Genomic DNA, 23,035 nt, shown 5'->3' on the forward strand with positions numbered 1-23,035 from the left:
TGACATCGCCCCAGAGCTGGGGCGACTTGAATCAGAGGACGATGTTTGGGCGTGAGGATTAAACCCAGTCGCCATTGCGGATCACACCGACCGCCAGACCTTCAATGGTGAAATTCTGCTGACGCAGATCGACCACAATCGGCTGGAATTCACTGTTTTCTGGCAGCAGCTCAACCACGTTACCGTGTTTTTTCAGACGTTTGACCGTGACTTCATCTTCAATGCGTGCCACAACCACCTGGCCATTACGCACGTCCTGAGTTTTATGCACTGCCAGCAGATCGCCGTCGAGAATACCGATGTCACGCATCGACATGCCGTTGACCCGCAGCAGGAAATCCGCGCTCGGTTTGAACAGGGAAGGATCGACCTTGTAGTGCCCTTCGATATGCTGCTGCGCCAGCAGCGGCTCACCGGCGGCGACACGGCCAATCAGCGGTAAACCCTCTTCATCTTCCATCAGCAGGCGAATGCCGCGCGAAGCGCCGGAGATAATCTCGATAACGCCTTTACGCGCTAGCGCTTTCAGGTGCTCTTCTGCGGCATTTGGCGAACGGAACCCCAGACGCATGGCGATCTCGGCGCGCGTTGGCGGCATGCCAGTGGACGAAATATGATCGCGAATCAGATCATAGACCTCTTGCTGTCTGGTAGTTAGTGCTTTCATTCCGCCCCCTGTTTGTTTATACAGTCTTGCTGTGAGTATATACAGGTAACTGCGGCTTGGGAACCGAAGAGTGAATAAAAATCAGGGATTAGCGACACCTGTCGCAACGCAACGCCGCCACTCAGGCAAAGTGCTGCCACAGCACCGACCCCCAGACAAACAGCGCCAAAATAATCGCCAGCGAGACCGCCGCCGAGCCCATATCCTTTGCCCGACCGGAAAGCTCGTGATGCTCAGTCCCCACCCGATCGACAATCGCCTCAATCGCGCTGTTCAGGATTTCGACGATCATCACCAACAGCACCGATCCGATCAGTAAAATGCGCGCTATCGCACCCACGTCCAGCCAAATCGCCAGTATGATAGCCAGCACGGTCGCCACCAATTCCTGGCGGAATGCCGCTTCGTGCTGCCAGGCAGCGGAAAAGCCTTTATAAGAGTAGCCGGCGGCTTTAATAATACGGGTCAGGCCGGTTGCTTGGTTTGCCATGTTTTTTAGTGCCTTTAGCAGAGATAAGTCATAATTAAACAGTCTAGGCCAGGAAACTCTCCCGGCTCTCGGTTTTCCAACACCACAGATCTGCTACCCGGTTTCTGGTATGCTTGCGGCGCATTGCTAACAAGAGGCTTCACGTTGTTATGTCAGGTTGGCGTAAAATTTATTATAAACTATTGAATTTACCACTCAAACTGTTGGTAAGAAGTAAGGTTATCCCTTCAGATCCGGTCACGGAATTAGGGTTGGATCCCTCACGGCCGATTTTGTATGTTTTACCTTATAATTCCAAGGCGGATTTGCTGACGCTGCGCACCCAGTGCCTGGCGCAAGATCTGCCCGACCCCCTCAATCCGCTGGAGATAGACGGCACCGTGCTGCCAAGCCACGTGTTTATTCACGACGGCCCGCGCGTATTCCGCTACTACACGCCGAAAGAAGAGTCGGTAAAACTGTTCCACGACTATCTGGACCTGCATCGCAGCAATCCGGATCTCGACATTCAGATGCTGCCGGTTTCGGTGATGTTTGGCCGCTCTCCGGGGCGCGAAGGTCAAGGTACTCCGCATCTGCGTCTGCTGAACGGCGTGCAGAAATTCTTCGCCGTGCTGTGGCTCGGCCGCGACAGCTTTGTCCGTTTTTCCAATACCGTTTCGCTGCGCCGCATGGCCACCGAGCACGGTACGGACAAAATCATTGCGCAGAAACTGGCTCGCGTAGCGCGCATGCACTTCTCGCGTCAGCGTCTGGCCGCCGTCGGCCCAAGCCTGCCGGCCCGTCAGGACCTGTTCAACAAGCTGTTGGCGTCCAAAGCGATCGAAAAAGCGGTCGAGGACGAAGCGCGCAGCAAGAAGATTTCCCACGAAAAAGCCCAGCAGAATGCCATTGCGCTGATGGAAGAGATCGCCGCCGACTTCTCTTACGAGACGGTGCGCCTTTCCGATCGCGTTCTGAGCTGGACCTGGAACCGACTGTATCAGGGTATCAACGTCACTAACGCCGAACGCGTGCGTCAGTTGGCGCAGGACGGCCACGAGATTGTTTATGTACCCTGCCACCGCAGCCACATGGACTACCTTCTGCTGTCCTACGTGCTGTATCACCAGGGTCTGGTGCCACCGCATATTGCTGCCGGTATCAATCTCAACTTCTGGCCGGCCGGGCCGATCTTCCGTCGCCTGGGCGCTTTCTTTATCCGCCGCACTTTCAAAGGCAACAAGCTGTACTCGACGGTATTCCGTGAATACCTCGGCGAGCTGTTTACCCGCGGTTACTCGGTGGAATACTTTGTTGAAGGTGGCCGTTCCCGTACCGGACGATTACTGGAGCCGAAGACCGGCACCCTGTCGATGACCATTCAGGCGATGCTGCGCGGCGGTAGCCGTCCTATCACACTGGTGCCGATTTACATCGGTTACGAACACGTGATGGAAGTGGGTACCTACGCCAAAGAGTTGCGTGGCGCGACCAAGGAAAAAGAGAGCCTGTTGCAGATGCTGCGCGGCCTGCGCAAGCTGCGCAATCTCGGCCAGGGTTACGTCAACTTTGGTGACCCACTGCCGTTGACCGCTTACCTGAACCAGAATGTGCCACAGTGGCGAGAATCCATTGACCCGATCGAAGCCCAGCGCCCAAGCTGGTTAACGCCGACGGTCAACGATTTGGCGGCCAAGATTATGGTGCGCATCAACAATGCCGCCGCCGCCAACGCCATGAACCTGTGTTCCACGGCGCTGCTGGCCTCACGCCAACGCTCGCTGACCCGCGAGCAGTTGCTTGAGCAGTTGGAATGCTACCTGCAACTGATGCGCAATGTGCCTTATGCCGGCGACGTTACCGTACCAACCCAGACGCCGGATGAGCTGCTGGATCACGCGCTGAACATGAACAAGTTCGAGGTGGAGAAGGATAACATCGGCGATATCATCATCCTGCCGCGCGAGCAGGCGGTGTTGATGACCTATTACCGTAACAATATCCATCACCTGTTGGTTCTGCCATCGCTGATCGCCACTATCGTGATGCATCACCGCCGGGTATCGCGCGCTGAACTGCTAAGGCAGATTGGCCTGATTTACCCGATGCTGAAAGCTGAACTGTTCCTGCATAACGACAAGGAACAACTGCCGGAAGTGCTACGGCCACTGATCGACGAAATGATCCGCCAGCAACTGATCTGCGATAAGGGTGACGATCTGGTGTTGAATCCGGCACGCATCCGTCCATTGCAGTTGTTGGCCGCCGGTGTCCGCGAAACGCTGCAGCGCTATGCCATCACCATGTCGATCCTCAGTGCCAATCCAAGCATCAACCGTGGGGCATTGGAGAAAGAGAGCCGTATTATGGCCCAGCGTCTGTCGGTGCTGCATGGCATCAACGCGCCGGAGTTCTTCGACAAGGCGGTGTTCTCCACCCTGGTGGCGACGCTGCGTGCAGAAGGCTACATCAATGACATCGGCGATGCGGTCCGTGAGCACACCATGGAGGTCTACAACATGCTGAGCGATTTGATTACCCCGGAAATCAAGCTGACCATTGAGAGCGTCAGTATGCCGGCGGAAACCAACGCGTTGCCGGAAACGGTCGCAACGGAAGAGAAAGAAGACTAATCCATTGATACAAAACAAAAAGGCACCCTCGGGTGCTTTTTTTTTCACAATTTATCTTAGTATTGCATTCACGAGCAGGTATTTCTGTCATTTCGTATCTCGATACCCCCATTTTCCAAACTAACCCCACATTATAAATTTAACCCTCAGTGTCATCAATCCATGGGGGCTCATTTTGTAAGAGCATACCTATCGCACTAATAGTATCAACGAGTTCATCATTTCTTTCTTTTACAAGTAATATCCATTCTTAATAGCCAGCCCGATGATGAAATAAAATAGTCATACTTTGACTATCGTAATGTTTAATAAAACACATTTTAATTACTAGAAAAAATAAAATAAATATATTTTCCATGTATCAAGGATGCTTTTTTCACTGAAGAAGAGGAAGTCATGTGCAAAACTAATGGTAATACCTGGTATCTCTCTAAAAAATCCACTCCGCTTTTAATTGCATTAACGGCAATGTCGGTCAGTTCATCATTGCTAGCCGATACGCTGACCCGGGATAATGGTGCCCCTGTGGGGGATAATCAAAACTCTCAGACAGCAGGTGCTTCCGGCCCCGTGCTATTGCAAGATGTCCAGTTACTACAAAAATTACAGCGTTTCGATCGCGAACGTATACCCGAACGCGTCGTGCACGCCCGAGGGACTGGTGCATTCGGCTCATTTACGAGCACAACAGATATTACCGCTTTGACTAAGGCTGGCGTTTTTCATAAGGGGGAAAAGACGCCTGTTTTTGTACGTTTCTCCAGTGTCGTCCATGGTAACCACTCACCGGAAACCTTGCGCGACCCGCATGGTTTCGCTACCAAGTTTTATACAAAAGAGGGGAACTGGGATCTCGTAGGCAATAACTTCCCAACGTTCTTCATCCGCGATGCAATCAAGTTCCCCGATATGGTTCATGCATTTAAGCCTGATCCTCGCACTAACCTTGATGATGATTCGCGCCGCTTTGATTTTTTCTCCCATGTCCCGGAAGCGATTCGCACTCTAACCCTGCTCTATTCTAACGAAGGGACCCCCGCCAGCTACCGCAACATGGATGGCAATAGCGTTCATGCTTATAAATTTGTTAACGCTCGCGGTGAAATTCACTATGTGAAGTTCCATTGGAAAACATTACAAGGGATCAAGAACCTGGACCCGCAGCAGGTAGAAGCCGTACAAGGGAAAGATTACAGCCATCTGACACATGATTTGGTTTCAGCGATTGACCGCCGAGATTTTCCAAAGTGGGATCTCTATATCCAGGTGTTAAAACCAGAGGATCTTAAGAAATTTGATTTTGATCCGCTTGATGCAACCAAGATTTGGCCAGATGTTCCAGAGCAAAAAATTGGTCAATTGGTTTTGGATAAAAACCCCAATAACGTTTTCCAGCAAACTGAACAGGTGGCGATGGCTCCGTCAAATTTGGTACCCGGCATCGAACCTTCGGAAGACAAACTCCTGCAGGGGCGGCTTTTTGCCTACGCGGATACTCAAATGTATCGTATAGGCACCAATGGTTTTAACCTTCCAGTTAACCGTGCACATACCACAGTGAATAATGGTAGTCAGGACGGAAGCCTTAATGCTGAAAGCACGCAGGACCAAGGGGTTAACTATCAGCCAAGCCGGCGCTATCCTCGTGAAGAGCTGGCCTCAGCACGTTACAGTAATTTGCCAGTAGAAGGCACGACCCAGCAAAGCAAAATCCAGCGTGAGCAAAACTTTAAACAGACCGGTGAGCTTTACCGCTCCTACAGTAAAAAAGAACAAGACGATTTAATTGGTAGCCTGGGATCGGCACTGGCCATTACAGACGAAGAAAGTAAAAACATTATGCTTTCTTACTTTTATAAAGCCGACACAGAGTATGGAACTCGTCTGACGGTCGTAGCAAAAGGTAATATGGCCAAGGTACAGCAACTTGCCGCTAAACTGGTTGATTAACTAAGGATCCCCCCTACCGGAGACATTCTGGCCGGGGGGATATTGAGGGAAAGTCACATGGCTTCGATAAAATCGCTGATAGGATTTATCATTCTGTTTATTTACTCTGGTTCCGTACTGGCAATAAATGTTTCGTCTATACAGGATGACCAAGTCAAAGAAAAACTGAATAACTATCTCTGGGAGGCATCACGAAATGGTAATGATGACCAGATCAAGATGTTAATTTCAGGGAAATACAATCTCAATGTGGCAGATGAACGGGGATATAGTGCAATTATTCTTGCTGCCTATCACGGGCACGACAGTACAGTAAAATTATTAATTGAAGCGGGAGCAGACCCCTGTCAACGTGACAAACGGGGAAACAGTGCACTTATGGGTGCAATTTTTAAAGGGGAGATTAAAGTGGCAACCCGTCTGATTGATGCAAAATGCTCACCGGATATACGAAATAATGCAGGACAAACCGCAGCAATGTATGCGTCATTATTTCAGCGCAAGGAGTTGCTACAGGCATTAATAGCAAAAGGTGCCAACACTCAAACTGTTGACCATCAAGGGAACAGTGTTGCAACCCTTGCTGATGGAGAAATTCTCGTCGCACACTAAAACCACCCTATATGTTATTTATTACCATTAATAAATCACTTCGACAGAAAAGGTATTAACATGAAAATACCATTTGGAATTATAGCCGCATGGTTGTTTGTATCCTCCTCGGTTCTTGCCGCTCCCACCTGTGTTAAAGTTGATAATGCTACAATTGAAAGTTTATTTGATAAATGGAACCAGTCCTTACAAACCGGAGATGCGAAAAAGGTTGCAGATAACTATCTGAGTGATGCCGTCTTGCTCCCTACTGTATCCAATAAGGTGCGTTTAACTGAAACGGAGCGAGTAGATTATTTTGAACACTTCCTGGAAAAAAAACCTGTGGGCAAGATTGACCAACGGACCATCCGTATTGACTGTAATACAGCCATAGATGTAGGAACTTATACATTTACTTTTGCCGACAAATCGTCTGTCTCCGCTCGCTATACCTTCACCTACGCTTGGAACGGTAAAGAGTGGAAAATTTCCACTCATCATTCTTCCACTATGCCTCAGGGCTGATACTTGAACGGATAACTGTTGCCAACTATGGCAAACTGAACGACGAAAACCTTAAATCAGGCATGCTGCCATTAGGCAATTTCCCCAATGTGCAACATGCCAGCAATCCCTTAACTTTGCCAGTAACTCAGTGCAATACCGATAAACAACACCAGCCCGACATAATTGTTATCCATGAACGCTTTGAAGCAGGCATCACGCTCACGGCTGGCAATCTGTTTTTGCTGATGGATAAACAAGGCGCCCGCCAGTAACAGCGACCAGTAAAAGGCCCCGCTCATCTGCGTCAGATAACCTACCCACAACATCAGCAGCAGCGTGGCGAACTGCAGCAAACCGACGATCAACTTGTCGTAACGACCAAACAAAATGGCCGTAGATTTAATGCCAATTTTCAGGTCATCGTCACGGTCAACCATCGCATATAAGGTGTCGTAAGCCACCGTCCAGCAAATATTGGCCAGCAGCAACAGCCAGCAGCTCAGTGGCAAGGATTCACTGACGGCGGCATAGGCCATCGGGATCCCCCAGCCAAACGCCGCGCCAAGAACAAACTGCGGCAGGTGAGTGACCCGTTTCATAAACGGATAGGCCCACGCCAGCGCCAGCGCCGCCAGCGACAGCCAGATGGTCATCGCATTGAGCGTCAGCACCAGTCCGAACGAGACAAGCACCAACACCACAAACAGTACCTTGGCCTCTTTCTCGCTCACCCGGCCACTCGGCATCGGACGAGCGGCAGTGCGTTTCACGTGGCCATCGACAGCGCGATCGGCGTAATCATTCACGACACAACCGGCGGCACGCATCAGGAAGACCCCAACCACAAACACCACCAGGATAGACAGCGACGGCACGCCCTTGCCCGCCAGCCACAGTGCCCACAGCGTCGGCCACAGCAACAGCAAGGTGCCAATGGGTTTATTAATGCGCATCAGATGGCTATAAGCCTGCCATTTGCTTTGATTCACGCTTCCTTCCAAGGTTTTTTCTCTCCTCATCATTCGGGAACCGAACTTCCTGTCGCGTACAGCGGCGAAGCCGGTAAAAACAGTTCGGTCAGCAACAGCGGCTTACCCGCCAGCCGCAGGCGGGAACGGCGCGCCCACAGTTCATCTTGCCGTCCAATATGAATGTAATCGCGAGTCAGTTCATCGCTGCTGAACAGATAGCGGCCCAGTGGCAAGGTACCCAAATCCACCAGCGCCAGATCAGGGCCGGTCAGAGTTTCCAACGGGATCACCGTACGCCCTAATAGCCAGGGCTGGTTATCGCCCAACAACACAACTTCACGCAGCCAATAGCGCGGACTGTCCGGCAGGTGTTCTGCCTCTTCCCCCAGTTGGTCGCGGGTAACAAAACATTCGCGCTGTGGTTCGACGTGCACCCGCCCACAGTGGCGTTCAAAGCGCCGCGTCATGGAACCTGGTTCCATCAGCCAATCGCTGACGGCGGCGGGTGCCGGAGGATGTTGCGCGGATAACCACTCCAGCGGCGGTAGGATCGAATCCCTGTTGCCTGACATTGTTCTACTCCATGCCTGACGCCGCGCCCTGCGGCCGCGCCAGACCAGACAAACTGTTCACAGGCGCCCATTGTAACGCAGAAATTCAAAAGCGGCAGGCTGATTCGAGGGGTGCCGCACAGCAAAACTTCGCGCCTTAAAAGCACCGCCTTGTCATCTTTCTGCCATCTGTTTTCTTTACCTTCATTCCCCGGCGCGGTGGGGATTATGTGATCTCCAGCAAAATTTCACTCCTGCAGCATTGTTTTATCTACGCGCGTAGATACCCTTGTTACTGCAGCGTTGAATCGCCATCAGTCCAAAACTTTGTCAGCAAACCTTCTTGCAGACACCAGGGAAACCATCTTTAACGGCGCCATTTATGGCGCAGACGAAAAGAGGATATCAATGCCATGAGCGAAACAACGCTTGCACACCAGCAGGCCGCCGGCGATACGCTGGCGGCCGACGAACGCCTGACCACCAAAGAAGGGCGCGGCCAATTCTGGCGCGCCACTTTCTCGTGCTGGCTCGGTACGGCAATGGAGTATGTCGATTTTGCCCTGTATGGCCTGGCGGCCGGCATGGTGTTCGGCGACGTGTTCTTCCCCGAAGCCACTCCAATGGTGGCGTTGCTGGCCAGCTTTGCCACCTACTCCGTCGGTTTTATTGCTCGCCCTATCGGCGCGTTGGTTTTCGGCTGGATTGGCGATCGTAAGGGCCGCCGCGTGGTGCTGCTCACCACGGTAGCATTGATGGGCGTCTCTACCACCTTGATCGGGCTGATCCCTTCTTACGCCCAAATCGGCGTCTGGGCCCCCACCTGTCTGGTGATCCTGCGTTTTGCCCAGGGCTTCGGTGCCGGGGCAGAGCTGTCCGGAGGCGCGGTGATGCTGGCAGAATACGCACCGGCCAAACGCCGTGGCCTGGTCGCTTCGATCATTGCGATCGGCTCCAACAGCGGTACTCTGTTAGCCTCGCTGGTCTGGTTGCTGGTGTTGCAATTGGACAAGGCCGATCTGATCGCCTGGGGCTGGCGCATTCCGTTCCTCGCCAGCATCCTGATCGCCGGGGGCGCTCTGTACCTGCGCCGTCACGTGCGTGAAACCCCGGTATTTGAACGCGAACTGCAACAAAACCGTCAGCGCATGCTGGACAATGCTCCCGTGGCAGCGGATAACCGCAGCTACCTGCAGCGCACCAAAGCCTTCTGGATCATGCTCGGCCTGCGTATTGGTGAGAATGGCCCGTCCTATCTGTGTCAGGGTTTTATCGTAGGTTACGTTGCCAAGGTGCTGATGGTGGATAAATCGGTGCCGGCGTTGGCGGTAATGATCGCCTCGCTGTGCGGTTTCCTGGTGATCCCGCTGGCGGGTTGGCTTTCCGACCGCTTCGGCCGCCGCGTCACTTACCGCTGGTTCTGTCTGCTGCTGGTGCTGTACGCCTTCCCGGCCTTCTGGCTGCTCGACAGCCGTGAGCCGGCGATAGTGATTTCGGTGATTGTGATCGGCATGTGTATCGCATCTTTGGGCATTTTTGGCGTGCAGGCGGCCTATGGAGTGGAACTGTTCGGCGTCAAAAACCGCTACTCAAAAATGGCTTTCGCCAAGGAACTGGGGTCGATCCTCTCCGGTGGGACCGCACCGCTGATCGCTACCGCGCTGCTGGCCGGTTTCGGTCACTGGTGGCCTGTTGCCTGCTATTTTGTTGTAATGGCAGGCATTGGCTTAATCACCACCTTCTTTGCACCGGAAACCCGTGGCCGCGACCTTAACCTGCCGCAGGACGCGGTGTAATCAGGGCGTACAGGAACCCAACTTGGATAATCAATCCGCGCGGCGTATCACCCGCGCCGACGTCGCCCGCGTAGCGGGCACTTCGGTCGCGGTAGTCAGCTATGTGATCAATAACGGTCCGCGCCCGGTGGCAGAAGCTACCCGTTTGCGGGTGCTGGCGGCGATCGAGCAAACCGGTTACCGGCCGAACGACATCGCCAGGGCGCTGGCTTCGGGCAATACACTGACTTATGGATTGGTGGTTCCCGATATTTCCAACCCGTTTTTTGCCACAATGGCACGGGCACTGCAGCGTGAAGCCTTCAACCATGGCCGCGTGCTGCTGTTGGGGGACGCCGGCGACGACCGGCAGCACGAGCACGACCTGATTAACCACCTGCTGCGCCGTCAGGTTGACGGGCTGCTGTATACCAGCGTCGATCGTCATCCCTGGTTTGATCTGATCCGCAATTCCGGCACCCCCTGCGTGATGATAGATACCATCGACAGCCATGCCGGTATCAGCGCCATCCGCGTTAATGAACGCGACGCCGCCTGCCAGGCCACACGCCATCTGTTGCAGCACGGCTACCGGGAGCTCGGCATTTTTGTTGGCCCGCTGACCATGCTCAACGCACAAGATCGCCTTAACGGCTGGCGTGACGCGCTGATTGAGGCGGGTATTACGCCGCGTGAAGAATGGATTTTTGAAGCCCCCTATACCCGACAGGGCGGCTATCAGGCCAGCCAGAAAATGCTGCAAGGCCCCCGCCCACGCGCCATATTCACCTCCAACGAACAACAGGCACTCGGCTGTCTGTCAGCGCTGGCGGAACATCAACTGCGCGTGCCGGACGATTTGGCTATCATTTGCTTTAACGGCACCCAACAGTCCGAATTCAGCGTGCCGCCGCTCAGCGCGGTCGAACAACCGATCGACGCCATGGCCAGGCAGGCCATCGCCATGTTGGCCACCGGTACCGCGCAGCCAGAACTGCACGAATTCGCCTTCCAGCTGCATATCCGCCGATCGTGCGGCTGCTAGTTTATTGATTCAGGTAACTGCTATGCGTTTGATTATTGATTGCGATCCCGGCAACGGCATTCCCGGCGCCAACGTTGACGACGGGCTGGCTCTGGCGCTGGCGCTGGCGGCCAAACCTCAGCTCTCACTGGAGCTGATCAGCATCGTGGCCGGCAATACGCCGCGCGACGTCGGTTTTGCCGTCGCCAGCCATTTGTTGCAGCAAACCGGTTATCAGGTGCCGGTGGTGGCTGGCGCAACGCGAGCATTGAGCGAAGCGCCAGAACCCTGGCGCACCCATCTGGATCGGGCGATTACCGATCCGCAGCTAGCCACCCTGTGGCGTAATACGCCTTATCCCCAAGCCGCCACAATACCCACCCCCAACGCCGCCGTAGCGATCGGCGAGTTGATCTGCAATCACCCCGGCGAGATCACCCTGGCAGCAATCGGCCCGCTGACCAACGTCGCCCATACCTTGCAGTTGTACCCGCAGATGGCGCAGGCGGTGAAGGAAATCGTGATTATGGGTGGGGTGTTCAACGTCGAGGGTTACATCAAGGACACCAATTTCGGCCTGGATCCGGAAGCGGCCAGGCAGGTGCTGACCAGCGGTGCCAATATCACGCTCGCCCCGCTGGATGTCACCACGCAAACCATGCTGACTCAGGCCGATCTTGCCCAAATGACCCAGCCGGATACGCCGCTGTGCCGCTACCTGCGAACCACCACTCAGCCCTGGATCGACTACTCCCGCCATACCCGCCATCTGCCGGGCTGCTGGATCCATGATGCACTGGTGATTGCCTGGCTGCTGGAACCGCAGTTGGTCACCACGGAGGAATATTTTGTCGACGTGGCGCTGGAAGGAGCCATAACGCGCGGCAGCTCCCGTCGCTGGCGACCGGAAAGTCTGCGCCTGACGGTCGGCATGCCGGAAGCCGAAGGTCGACCGGTGCGGATAATGCAGCAGGTGGACAATGCGCGCCTGCTGGCGTTGATCGGTGAAACACTGGCCGACGAATGAAAAAAGGTGCGCCGGGGCGCACCAATCATCAAGCCAGCATCGGCAGCGTCGGGTACTACCCCTTGCCTTTCACGCTGCCAATAAACGTTTCACGCGCTGTGGTAGAACCCAGTTTTTCAGCCTCATTCATCAGTTTCAGCGCTTTATCGATATCCCCCGCCTTCACTGCCTGTTTGATGCCGTTGTTAAAGTAACTTTCGGTGTCATTCAACATCGGTTCCGCCGGTTTGGTTGGAGCCGGTGCCGGAGTCGGTGCTGCAGCAACCGCCGCGGTTGATCCCACCACCACTGGTGCCGCCGCCGGTGCCGGTTGCAGCATGCCAATCATGATATTGCCGCTGCCCTGTTCGGCCGTAACTTTCAGTTTGATGGTCCCGCTGGTGCTGTGGCTGGCGATCGGATCCGGAATATCCGGTACCGCGTTACCCACGCCCTGCGCATAAGCCTTCGCCGGGTTAGTCAATTGAGTGGTTTTCGCCAGATCCTGACGGGTGGTATACACCAGCAAATAAATCTGCTTTTGGCCCAGTGCCGGCGTCAGTTTCAACGTGCCCTCAAGGCGATCGGATGACATCGCACCCGGTGGCTGATAAGGGAAATAGCTGCTCGGATAATAGGCCGCCGGACGCAGGTGTTCATCCAGCACCAAGACGCTAGGTGCATAAATTGAGTTGTTCTTGCTGATGCTGCTCAGTGTGACTTCCAGCGAACCGCGATCGGCCGGCAGCGTATAGGCGGCGATAGCGCCCTGAATGTCACCCTGATTAATTTGCGGGCTGACATTATCCAGTTTCACATTCTGGCTGACCGGTGGCACCAGCGGTTGCCATGGCAGGCTTTGCAGCGTGCTGGAACTAATAGCAGGAGCGATGGATACATTGGCCGGCGTATCGGCATTGGCCACCAGTGGTGCACCAACGGTAAGAGCCAGTGACAGGCATAGAGACAGCAGATTCTTTTTCATTGTTATACCCCAAGGTAACCGACGCGGCTCAGGCAAGAGAGACGATGTCGGCGAATACAGGTTGGGGAGAGCACCTGGCTCTCCCCGTTATCTCATTACCACCAGATTTCCATCTGGGCGCCGAAGGTGACTTCATCGTCATTGCCACGGCTGAAGGTGTGCATGCTGGTGTCGTTATACGCGGTGCCGGCTTTCAGACCTGGATTGCCCTCTGCGTCGCTGGAAGTCGCGTAGCCCCATTTCTCATCCCACTTGGCGTAGGTCGCAAATACGCGGATAGCCGGACGTGACCAGATACTGTTGCCCGCCTGCCACTGTTGCGCCAGGGTGACCTTGTACTGGCCGTTGCGATCGCCAGTGCGCTGGGATTTCACGTTGTCGTAACCGGCTTCCAGCAGGGTGCTCATGATAGGCGTCCATTTGTACATTGGGCGCACGCCCACGGTGTACCAGGTGCTGCCGTTGTTGTTGTCGCGATCGATGTCCTGGAACATGGCGACATACATCATCGCCCATTGATCGTTGAAGTCGATGGCACCGTGATCCAGCACGCGGATCATCTTGCCGTTGTTGTCGATGGTTGACCCCTGGCTACGGCCGTTGTTCTGCGAGGTCATTGAGTCAGTGGCGTATTGCAGCACGAACTTGTTGTAGCCGGTCAGGATGCTCTGGGTATGTTCCGCAGTCACCAACCAGCCGTCTTTGCTGGCGCCATCGGCCAGGCTGTAGCCGTCCTGCGCGTTAGCCCGACCGTAGTCCAGACCCAGCTCCAGGGTACCGCCCGGGTTCAATTCCAGACCGGCCAGACGCACGTCGAAGGTGTCGTTGACGGTCGGACGTTGGTCCAGTTCATTATCCAGATAACCGTAAGAACCGCCGGATTCGGAGTTGCGGGTCACGGCAGCAGACAGCTTGCCGAAGCCCAGATCGATATTTTCCAGACCGGCACCCGGACCTGAGATATCCCAGTAGTAGAAGTCAATCATGTGAACATCATGACGCTGATAGAAGCGCTTACCGGCCCACATATTGGCCCCCGGCAGCCATTCGATCAGGTTTTTACCCTGCACGTTCACTTCACGGAAGCCTGGCGTCACGTCTTCCCAGTCGGAACGTTGTGAAACCGAGTAAGCCAGGTTGGTATCGAAGTAGAAGCTTTTGTCGCCCTCTTTCCACACTTCCTGACCCAGCTTCAGTTCGGCGTAGGTTTCACATTCGTTACCGAGACGGTATTTGCTGTCGGCGCCGGTGGCCTTGAAGCACTGTTGCTCACCGCCACTGCCGGTCCAGCCGATGCCGGAACGGGCATAGCCTTTAAAATCAAGGGCCATGGCCTGAGTGGTGAGAACACCAGCGGCGATTGCCAGTGCCAGAGGAAGTTTGCGCAGAGTAGTCATCATTATTCTCCTGTTATACAGACTGTGATGCTTTAAACGCCCGGCTCCTGGTGCAGCCGTTTACATGCCGTACCGTCTTCACGGAACAGATGGCAGCGGTGAGGCGGCAGGCCGATGGCGAATGTTGCACCTTCTTCTACCAGCACCACGTCGTTCTGGCGGTAAACCAGGTTTTGACGAATTGCCGGGATTTGGATGTGGATTTGCGTCTCGTTGCCGAGTTGCTCCACCACCTGTACGTCACCGGTCAGCCGAACTTCAGAGGCATCACCAGGCAACAGATGCTCCGGGCGAATGCCCAGTGACATGTTCGAGCCGGCCTGCACCTGCGTGCCTTCCACCGGTAACCACACCAGTTGACTGTTAGGCAGTTCGACCTGGACCTGTTGAGGCTCTACGGCGGTCACTTTGACCGGCAGGAAGTTCATTTTCGGCGATCCGATAAAGCCGGCGACAAAGCGGTTGGCTGGATAGTGGTACAGCTCCAACGGCTTGCCGATCTGGGCGACGCGCCCGGCATCCAGCACCACGATCTTGTCGGCCAGCGTCATCGCTTCAACCTGATCGTGGGTGACGTAAATCATGGTGCGCTGCAGACGCTTGTGCAGACGGGAGATCTCAATGCGCATCTGTACCCGTAGCGCGGCGTCGAGGTTGGACAGCGGCTCATCGAGCAGGAACACGTCCGGCTCTGCCACCAGCGTACGGCCGATCGCCACCCGCTGACGCTGCCCGCCGGACAGCGCTTTTGGCCGTCGGTCGAGCAGGTGAGCCAGCTGCAGCACTTCCGATACCTGATTGACCCGCTGATTGATTTCCGCTTTTTTAGCCCCGGCCAGCTTCAGGCCGAACGACATGTTGTCGGCCACCGACAGGTGCGGATACAGCGCGTAAGACTGGAATACCATGCCGATGCCGCGCTCGGACGGCGGCACCTCATTCATACGTTTATCGCCGATCATCAGCTCACCGGAGGTTATATCCTCCAGCCCGGCGATCATGCGCAGCAGCGTCGATTTACCGCAGCCCGATGGCCCGACAAACACCACAAACTCACCGTCATTGATCGTCAGATTGACGTCTTTGGAAATCACCGTTTCGCCGAAAGCCTTATAAACGCTGCGCAATGTGACGCTAGCCATGCGTTACTCCCCTGCTTTCGCAGTTAACATTTCGTGTAAAAATGGCGGACGCAAAACCCGCCAAAACCCATTGATGACCCTCTTGCTGTGCACCGTGCTGCCAAGCCAGTGGCAAGGTCGCCTCAGACGGTGCGGCCGCCTGAGTATAAGGCTGCAGGTTAATCAGCGCTTCAAGGCATTGATCCTGATGGGTAATAAGTAATCTAACGACACCATTACTCTGGCTGACCGCGCTCAGTTCTCCCTGCTGGATCACCGCTAAACGGCGCAGCGCCAGCAAGGACTGGCAGTAACGCAAGGTGGATTGGTTGTCATACTGTTGGCGACTGATGGCCAGCGCACGATGTTCAATCGCCACCTGCTGATACCAGTGGATCTCACCGGCGGTCACTTGCTCAGGGGCTTCATGCCAGGGCATCGGCGTTTGCGCGCCGAGCGGATCCTGCAGACCAGCCGCGTGCGGCAAGCCCAGCTCTTCCCCCTGATACAGGCAAATGGGTGCGGGCAGCATCGCCAACAGCGTCAAAAAGGCATCGGCGGAGCGCAAGTTACCCTGCCCCCAGTGGCTGACCACCCGAGGCTGGTCAGCATCACCGGTGCTCCACAGGCTTTCTGCCAACGTGGTGCGGCGAGCATTCAAAACCTCAACCAGCCTCTCCACGCTAAAGGGCACCACTTCCAGCGCCAGTGGGCTGCGCAAATATTGTTGCGGTGCCGCAGCGCGACGAATGTGGTTTGGCCCGTCGCAGTACCACAGGGCCAACCCCTGGGCAACGACCGCCGCTTCCTCCTGGGCCGCCAACGCCTGCGGCAACACCAGGCCGTCAATCGACAGCGTGCTCAGGTAGGGCAAGGCCGCAATCATGCCGTGGGTGTCGCCCACTCCATCCCCGTTTCCATCACGGAAACTGACCGGATGGATCCGATACAGGGTGGGTTGAGTGGCGGTAGGCATTGGCGACATAAATCCGGTTCCCTGCTGCTCGTGGCGATAAAAATCAATGTGGCCGATAGTGCGGTAAACCCCACAAAGGGTAATCATCCGTAACAGAATTTTTCATGGGGGAGGAGATGGGAGGATGAGGGAACGACCGCGGCGATGAGAAGTTCCACGCTTAAGACAAATCTGTGATCTGCCTGGCAAAAATCGTCCCCCTATTTTGTGTCTGACGCCACAGAATAGAGAGCAATGTTAACTGGATCACACTACGCAGGCATGGGGCGTAGAGGGGGGGAGGATGAGAATGTGTCGCTTTGTGACCCACTATTACCGCGAAACCTCTCTCCTTGATTAACGTGCCCATAAAAAAGAAGGATTGGATTATGACTCGCAGCTTTACCACCGCCCGCACACTGGTGCTTTCGGCTCTGACCACGTTGGTGCTTTCTTCTTCCGCCTTCGCCAAGATCGAGGAAGGGAAACTGGTTATCTGGATCAACGGCGATAAGGGCTATAACGGCCTGGCCGAGGTCGGCAAAAAATTTGAGAAAGACACCGGTATCAAAGTCACCATCGAGCACCCGGATAAGCTGGAAGAGAAATACCCACAGGTTGCCGCCACCGGCGACGGCCCGGATATTATCTTCTGGGCCCATGACCGCTTTGGCGGCTACGCGCAGTCGGGCCTGCTGGCCGAAATCCATCCTTCGAAAGCCTTCCAGGACAAACTGTTCCCATTCACCTGGGACGCGGTGCGCTACGACGGCAAGCTGATCGGCTACCCGATCGCGGTGGAAGCGCTGTCGCTGATTTATAACAAAGACCTGATCAAACAGGCGCCAAAAACCTGGGAAGAGATCCCGGCGCTGGACAAAGAGCTGCGCGCCAAAGGCAAGAGCGCCATCATGTGGAACCTGCAAGAACCCTACTTCACCTGGCCGATTATCGCTGCCGACGGCGGTTATGCCTTCAAGTATGAGAACGGCAAGTACAACATCAAGGACGTAGGCGTGGCCAATACCGGTTCACAGGCAGGCCTGCAGTTCATCGTCGATTTGGTGAAAAACAAACACATCAACGCCGATACCGATTACTCGATTGCCGAAGCCGCGTTCAATAAAGGCCAGACCGCGATCACCATCAATGGCCCATGGGCCTGGTCAAACATCGAACAAAGCAAAATCAACTACGGCGTGACCCTGCTGCCAACCTTTAAAGGCAAGCCTTCCAAGCCTTTCGTCGGCGTACTGACCGCCGGGATCAATGCCGCCAGCCCGAACAAAGAACTGGCGACCGAATTCCTGGAAAACTACCTGCTGACCAACGAAGGGCTGGCGGACGTCAACAAGGACAAACCACTGGGCGCTGTAGCGCTGAAGTCCTATCAGGAACAACTGGCGAAAGATCCGAAGATTGCCGCCACCATGGAGAACTCACAGAACGGCGAAATCATGCCGAATATCCCGCAGATGAGCGCCTTCTGGTATGCCGAGCGCAGTGCGGTGATCAACGCCGTCAGCGGCCGCCAGACGGTGAAAGCCGCGCTGGATGACGTACAGACCCGTATCACCAAGTAACACACTATGTTGTGCGGGGTGCAGACAGGCACCCCGCTGCGGCTTCACAGAAAGGAACGCCCTATGCAATTAGCTCACGCCGGTTCACCTGCGCGCAAAAAGTCGAAGTGGTGGCAGAGTGACATACTGAAATGGCTGGTTATCGGCCTGTTCAGCCTGGTTACCTGCTATCTGATTGTGTTGATGTATGCACAGGGTGAATACCTGTTTGCCATTCTGACGCTGATTCTGGTCAGCGCCGGGCTTTACGTCTTCGCTAACCGCCGCGCTTATGCCTGGCGCTATGTTTACCCTGGCATCGCCGGCATGGGGCTGTTTGTCCTGTTTCCGCTGATTTGCACTATCGCCATCGCCTTTACCAACTACAGCAGCACCAATCAGCTCACCTTTGAGCGCGCCCAGTCGGTGCTGATGCAACGTCAATTCCAGACCGGCAAGACCTTTACCTTCGGCCTGTATCCGGTGGAAAACCAACGCTGGCGTCTGCAGTTAACCCACCCGGACAACGGCCAGCAGCTGATTTCCCAGCCTTTCAGCTTTGATGCCAACGCACCGCAAACGCTAAAACTGGTCGAAGAAAGCGCCGAACCGGCAGGCGAGCGCGCCACGCTGCGGGTGATCACTCAAAACCGTCAGGCACTGAGCCAACTGGTGGCACAATTACCGGACGGCGGTGAGCTGCGCATGAGTTCCCTGCGCCAATTTTCCGGTACCAGTCCACTTTACGCACTGGATAAGGACAGCAATGCGCTGACCGACCAACAGACCCATATTCAATACCGGCCGAACCCGGAGATTGGCTTTTATCAGGCGGTGAACGCCGACGGTAACTGGGCCAAAGAAACGCTAAGTCCGGGCTATACCGTCACCATTGGCGGGAAAAACTTCCTGCGTGTGTTGCAGGACGAAGGCATCAAGAAGCCGTTCGTGTCGATCTTCATCTGGACCATCGTGTTCTCGGTGATGACCGTGATCCTCACCGTGGCGGTAGGCATGGTGCTGGCCTGCGTGGTGCAGTGGGAAGCGCTGAAAGGCAAAGCAATCTATCGCGTGATGCTGATACTGCCCTACGCGGTGCCGTCGTTTATTTCGATTCTGATTTTCAAGGGGTTGTTCAACCAAAGCTTCGGTGAAATCAACATGATGCTCAGCCATCTGTTTGGTATCAAACCGGCCTGGTTCAGCGACCCTGTCACCGCCAAAAGCATGATTTTGATCGTCAATACCTGGCTGGGTTATCCGTACATGATGATCCTGTGCATGGGGCTGCTGAAGGCGATCCCGGACGACCTTTACGAGGCTTCGGCGATGGACGGCGCCACCCCGATGCAGAACTTTTTCCGCATCACTCTGCCGCTGCTGATTAAACCGCTGACGCCGCTGATGATCGCCAGTTTCGCCTTCAACTTTAATAACTTCGTGCTGATCCAACTGTTGACCAACGGCGGGCCGGACATGATCGGTACCACCACGCCGGCCGGTTATACCGACCTGCTGGTCAGCTACACCTACCGCATCGCCTTCGAAGGCGGCGGCGGACAGGACTTCGGGCTGGCGGCGGCGATTGCCACGCTGATCTTCCTGCTGGTGGGCGCCCTGGCGATCCTGAATCTGAAAGCCAGCAAGATGAACTTCGACTAGGGAGAAAAATAATGGCTATGGTCCAACCCAAATCCCAGCGTCTGCGCCTGTGGATAACCCATGCACTGATGCTGTGCTTTATCGCCCTGATCATGTTCCCGCTGCTGATGGTCGTCACTATCTCGCTGCGCTCTGGCAACTTCGCCACCGGCAGCCTGATACCGGAACAAATTTCCTGGGATCACTGGCGGTTGGCGCTCGGCATGAGCGTGACGCACGCCGATGGCAGCGTCACCCCACCGCCGTTCCCGGTCCTGCTGTGGCTGTGGAACTCGATCAAGATCGCGGTGATCACCGCCATCGGCATCGTCACGCTGTCTACCACCTGTGCCTATGCCTTTGCCCGCATGCGTTTTCGCGGTAAAAGCACCCTGCTGAAAAGCATGCTGATTTTCCAGATGTTCCCGGCGGTACTGTCGCTGGTGGCGCTGTACGCCCTGTTCGATCGCCTGGGCCAGTACATTCCGTTTATCGGTTTGAACACCCACGGCGGTGTAATCTTCGCCTATATGGGCGGCATCGCGCTGCACGTCTGGACCATCAAGGGCTATTTCGAAACCATCGATAATTCGCTGGAAGAAGCGGCGGCACTGGACGGGGCCAGCCCGTGGCAGGCTTTCCGTTTGGTGCTACTGCCGCTGTCGGTGCCGATTCTGGCGGTGGTGTTTATTCTGTCGTTCATCGCCGCCATCACCGAGGTGCCGGTGGCCTCGCTGCTGTTGCGCGACGTCAACAGCTATACGCTGGCGGTTGGGATGCAGCAATATCTGAACCCGCAGAACTATTTGTGGGGCGACTTTGCCGCTGCGGCGGTGCTGTCAGCGATTCCGATTACCGCCGTCTTCCTGCTGGCGCAGCGCTGGCTGGTCGGTGGCCTGACGGCCGGTGGGGTGAAAGGTTAGTTTTGTGCCACTGCAATACGCTTGATGTACTTCGTTCTATTTCTTTACCCTATGGATTTCAAGTTACAGCTAGGCGACCAGCTCGCCCATCCTCAGGCGCTTACTTTAGTAAGTAACTGGGGTTGGCGAGTGCAGTTAACAACGCTTGTAGCTTGAAAGGCGACGGGTAATCTATACCTGTGTCTTCGGCGGCCCTCTGGGCCGCCATTTTTATACTATTTACTCTCGTTTTAAACGGTCGGTGTTAGCCAGATAAAGCGTCACCACCAGCAACAATATCGCGGCAGAATAAATTAACGTGTCTATTGGGTTTTCATGATCCACTATGATCAAACGAATAATCGCGGTGATGCCGATATAAATAAAGTAGCGCAGCGGGAAGTGATAACCCGATTCAAAATACTTCACAATCAAGGCGATAAACTCAAAGTAGAGGAAGTAAATCACAATCCCTTCAATCAGCAAATAGGACGTCGATTCCTCGTTGTTTACAAATAAGACTTTCGCCAAATGAATGGTTTCTTTCACCAAAAAGACGATCAGGATCGCCGCCAGCAGCAACAGCCCCACGTTCAACACCCGTTGCAACCCTTTGGCGATCATCACCGAACGAGAGGTTTTTGCCATAAATATTCCCCATCAATACCACTGTAGTTATTCGCGCATCCTGACATAGGCATTATCTTAAAAATTAACATCTGCGCAGGGCCTGAAAAAATTAAATATTATTCAAAAGGTTACACTTTAATGTTTCATATGGATATATTTGTAGCAAATTGAAATGTCCACTATGATGGGTCATAGATCTTTACATAAAACAAACAACTCGAATTAACAAGGGAATATTTATGCGCGCTAAACTTAACGGACTGGTCGCCGCAGGCCTGTTTACCTGTGCATTGAGCGGCCATGCCAGCGGATTGGTAACCCCTGATAATGACCTGCGTAATGACCTCGCCTGGCTGTCCGACCGTGGCGTCATCAACGTCAGCCTGTCCACCTGGCCACTGAGCCAGGAAGAAATCAGCTCCGTAATTTCACAGGCCAAACCGGTAACCAACACCGAGAAAAACGTTCTCGACCGCGTTCAACGCCGCGTCGGTGACTTAAAAGCCAATATTCGCGTCAGCGGCTACGCTGCCACCGACAAACCGGGCACGCCACAGGGTTTCGGCCAGAACCAATATGCTGACCAAAGTCTGACTATCGGTGCCGGTGCCAACGGCGAGTTCTGGGACGTGCGCGTTCAGGGTTCGGTCGAGGGCGATCAACGCGTCAGCGACGGCTCCAAATTCAACCTGAACGGCTCCTATGGTGCAGTGAAAATCTGGAACCAATGGTTGTCCTTTGGCGAGGTTTCCCAATGGTGGGGGCCGGGCTATGACGGCAGCCTGATTCGTTCCGACGCCGCACGCCCGGTTGCCGGTTTTATGCTGCAACGAGCCGATCAATCACCGTTTGAAACCCCTTGGCTGTCGTGGATTGGCCGTTGGCAGTACCAGCTGACCGCCGGCCAGCTGTCGCAATACACTGCCGTGCCTGATACCAAACTGATTGGCGGTCGTTTTACCATGATGCCGACCAACTTCCTCGAGCTGGGCGCTTCACGCGTCATGATGTGGGGTGGCGATGGCCGTCCGCACTCCTGGAGTTCGTTCTGGGACGGTGTGACCGGCAATGACAACACCGGCGACCCGAAAAACGATCCGGGCAACCAGCTTGGCGGGTTTGACTTCAAGCTGAAAATGCAGCCGCTGATCGGCCTGCCAGTCAGCTTCTACGGCCAAATCACCGGTGAAGATGAAGCCGGCATGTTGCCGTCGCACAATGCCTATCTTTTAGGTCTGGAAGGCCACCCGGAATGGGGCCCAACCACCATCAACTGGCACATTGAGGGCACTGATACTCGCTCCAACGGCAATGCCAACAACGTTATGTACAATCACTACATTTACAAAGGTGGCTACTACCAGCAAGGCTACCCACTGGGTCATGCCATGGGCGGCGACGGGCAAATGCTGTCCGGCCGAGTAGAGCTGGTGCTGGACGACAGCCAACGCTGGAGCACCCGTTTGGTCTATGCCAAAGTGAACCCGAACAACCAGTCAATCAACCAGGCGTTCCCGAAATCTGACACGCTGAAAGGCATTCAACTGGGCTGGGGTTACACCCTTCCTTCCCAGGTCAAATTCGATACCAGCCTGTGGTACACCGATAGCCATGCCAGCACCGCCGATGACGTGGGCGCAGGCATCAGTTTCGAAGTGCCAATCGATCTGTAATCGTTCAGATGTAAAAAAA

General features: G+C 54.9%; 20 protein-coding genes. 11 read left to right on the plus strand and 9 right to left on the minus strand.

Annotation, left to right across the window (positions count from 1 at the left end; all coding sequences use genetic code 11):
- Window positions 1-58: 58 nt before the first annotated feature.
- Both lexA and SERS4_RS0123040 read right to left on the minus strand, forming a co-directional pair.
- On the minus strand, window positions 59-667 hold the full coding sequence (lexA, locus tag SERS4_RS0123035) for a transcriptional repressor LexA (RefSeq protein ID WP_012147154.1): 609 nt from the start codon (window positions 665-667) through the stop codon (window positions 59-61).
- A gap of 121 nt (window positions 668-788) precedes the next feature.
- Window positions 789-1,157: a diacylglycerol kinase gene (locus tag SERS4_RS0123040; RefSeq protein WP_012147155.1), complete on the minus strand. Its 369-nt coding sequence runs from the start codon at window positions 1,155-1,157 to the stop codon at window positions 789-791.
- Between the two features lie 149 nt (window positions 1,158-1,306).
- On the opposite strand from SERS4_RS0123040, the gene plsB reads away from it, so the two are divergent.
- The 4 genes from plsB to SERS4_RS0123060 all read left to right on the plus strand — a co-directional run bounded on the left by plsB (window position 1,307) and on the right by SERS4_RS0123060 (window position 6,841).
- A complete protein-coding gene (plsB, locus tag SERS4_RS0123045; RefSeq protein ID WP_026142558.1) occupies window positions 1,307-3,772 on the plus strand; it encodes a glycerol-3-phosphate 1-O-acyltransferase PlsB in 2,466 nt (821 codons plus the stop codon).
- A 396-nt stretch (window positions 3,773-4,168) separates the two neighbouring features.
- Window positions 4,169-5,722 (plus strand): catalase, encoded by a 1,554-nt coding sequence (locus SERS4_RS0123050; RefSeq protein WP_026142559.1) that lies wholly within the window; start codon window positions 4,169-4,171, stop codon window positions 5,720-5,722.
- 57 nt (window positions 5,723-5,779) lie between these two features.
- Window positions 5,780-6,334 carry an ankyrin repeat domain-containing protein gene (locus SERS4_RS0123055; RefSeq protein ID WP_017894208.1) on the plus strand — a complete coding sequence of 185 codons (555 nt, stop codon included), beginning with the start codon at window positions 5,780-5,782 and terminating at the stop codon, window positions 6,332-6,334.
- 60 nt (window positions 6,335-6,394) lie between these two features.
- Window positions 6,395-6,841, plus strand: a complete 447-nt coding sequence (locus tag SERS4_RS0123060; protein WP_017894209.1) for an SgcJ/EcaC family oxidoreductase — start codon at window positions 6,395-6,397, stop codon at window positions 6,839-6,841.
- A 110-nt stretch (window positions 6,842-6,951) separates the two neighbouring features.
- Here SERS4_RS0123060 and ubiA read toward each other — a convergent pair whose 3' ends face one another.
- On the minus strand, window positions 6,952-7,845 hold the full coding sequence (ubiA, locus tag SERS4_RS0123065) for a 4-hydroxybenzoate octaprenyltransferase (RefSeq protein WP_017894210.1): 894 nt from the start codon (window positions 7,843-7,845) through the stop codon (window positions 6,952-6,954).
- Window positions 7,842-8,366 carry a chorismate lyase gene (gene ubiC / locus SERS4_RS0123070; RefSeq protein ID WP_017894211.1) on the minus strand — a complete coding sequence of 175 codons (525 nt, stop codon included), beginning with the start codon at window positions 8,364-8,366 and terminating at the stop codon, window positions 7,842-7,844. Before ubiC ends, ubiA begins: the two co-directional genes overlap by 4 nt.
- A gap of 392 nt (window positions 8,367-8,758) precedes the next feature.
- On the opposite strand from ubiC, the gene SERS4_RS0123075 reads away from it, so the two are divergent.
- Genes SERS4_RS0123075 through SERS4_RS0123085 form a run of 3 tightly spaced genes read left to right on the plus strand, consistent with a single transcriptional unit; the run spans window position 8,759 to window position 12,171 of the window.
- Window positions 8,759-10,141: an MFS transporter gene (locus SERS4_RS0123075; protein WP_017894212.1), complete on the plus strand. Its 1,383-nt coding sequence runs from the start codon at window positions 8,759-8,761 to the stop codon at window positions 10,139-10,141.
- A gap of 22 nt (window positions 10,142-10,163) precedes the next feature.
- A complete protein-coding gene (locus tag SERS4_RS0123080) occupies window positions 10,164-11,165 on the plus strand; it encodes a LacI family DNA-binding transcriptional regulator (RefSeq protein WP_017894213.1) in 1,002 nt (333 codons plus the stop codon).
- A 22-nt stretch (window positions 11,166-11,187) separates the two neighbouring features.
- Window positions 11,188-12,171, plus strand: coding sequence for a nucleoside hydrolase (locus SERS4_RS0123085; protein ID WP_017894214.1), 984 nt, complete (start codon window positions 11,188-11,190; stop codon window positions 12,169-12,171).
- A gap of 55 nt (window positions 12,172-12,226) precedes the next feature.
- On the opposite strand, the gene malM is transcribed toward SERS4_RS0123085, so the two are convergent.
- The 4 genes from malM to SERS4_RS27475 all read right to left on the minus strand — a co-directional run bounded on the left by malM (window position 12,227) and on the right by SERS4_RS27475 (window position 16,638).
- Entirely contained in the window at window positions 12,227-13,135 is a 909-nt protein-coding gene (malM, locus tag SERS4_RS0123090; protein ID WP_017894215.1) for a maltose operon protein MalM, read from the minus strand.
- A gap of 95 nt (window positions 13,136-13,230) precedes the next feature.
- Entirely contained in the window at window positions 13,231-14,535 is a 1,305-nt protein-coding gene (locus SERS4_RS0123095; RefSeq protein ID WP_153858812.1) for a maltoporin, read from the minus strand.
- A gap of 29 nt (window positions 14,536-14,564) precedes the next feature.
- Window positions 14,565-15,674 carry a maltose/maltodextrin ABC transporter ATP-binding protein MalK gene (gene malK / locus SERS4_RS0123100; RefSeq protein ID WP_012147164.1) on the minus strand — a complete coding sequence of 370 codons (1,110 nt, stop codon included), beginning with the start codon at window positions 15,672-15,674 and terminating at the stop codon, window positions 14,565-14,567.
- A complete protein-coding gene (locus SERS4_RS27475) occupies window positions 15,667-16,638 on the minus strand; it encodes an alpha-amylase family glycosyl hydrolase (protein WP_012147165.1) in 972 nt (323 codons plus the stop codon). The genes malK and SERS4_RS27475 overlap by 8 nt, the downstream gene beginning before the upstream one ends.
- Window positions 16,639-16,997: 359 nt before the next feature.
- Between SERS4_RS27475 and malE the strand changes: the two genes are divergently transcribed.
- The 3 genes from malE (at window position 16,998) to malG (ending at window position 20,734) form a co-directional block, all read left to right on the plus strand.
- Window positions 16,998-18,191, plus strand: coding sequence for a maltose/maltodextrin ABC transporter substrate-binding protein MalE (malE, locus tag SERS4_RS0123110; RefSeq protein WP_017894218.1), 1,194 nt, complete (start codon window positions 16,998-17,000; stop codon window positions 18,189-18,191).
- A gap of 63 nt (window positions 18,192-18,254) precedes the next feature.
- Window positions 18,255-19,832, plus strand: coding sequence for a maltose ABC transporter permease MalF (gene malF, locus SERS4_RS0123115; RefSeq protein WP_017894219.1), 1,578 nt, complete (start codon window positions 18,255-18,257; stop codon window positions 19,830-19,832).
- 11 nt (window positions 19,833-19,843) lie between these two features.
- Window positions 19,844-20,734 carry a maltose ABC transporter permease MalG gene (malG, locus tag SERS4_RS0123120; RefSeq protein WP_012147168.1) on the plus strand — a complete coding sequence of 297 codons (891 nt, stop codon included), beginning with the start codon at window positions 19,844-19,846 and terminating at the stop codon, window positions 20,732-20,734.
- 219 nt (window positions 20,735-20,953) lie between these two features.
- Here the strand turns inward: malG and psiE are convergent, their stop codons facing one another.
- Entirely contained in the window at window positions 20,954-21,361 is a 408-nt protein-coding gene (gene psiE, locus SERS4_RS0123125) for a phosphate-starvation-inducible protein PsiE (protein ID WP_012147169.1), read from the minus strand.
- A gap of 221 nt (window positions 21,362-21,582) precedes the next feature.
- Here psiE and SERS4_RS0123130 point away from each other — a divergent pair, with 221 nt between their 5' ends.
- The gene (locus tag SERS4_RS0123130) at window positions 21,583-23,016 is read left to right on the plus strand and encodes a capsule assembly Wzi family protein (RefSeq protein WP_017894220.1); all 1,434 of its coding nucleotides are present in this window, start codon (window positions 21,583-21,585) and stop codon (window positions 23,014-23,016) included.
- Window positions 23,017-23,035 lie beyond the last annotated feature (19 nt).

The sequence above is a fragment of the Serratia sp. S4 genome (assembly GCF_000347995.1).
In the GTDB taxonomy this organism is placed as follows: domain Bacteria; phylum Pseudomonadota; class Gammaproteobacteria; order Enterobacterales; family Enterobacteriaceae; genus Serratia; species Serratia quinivorans.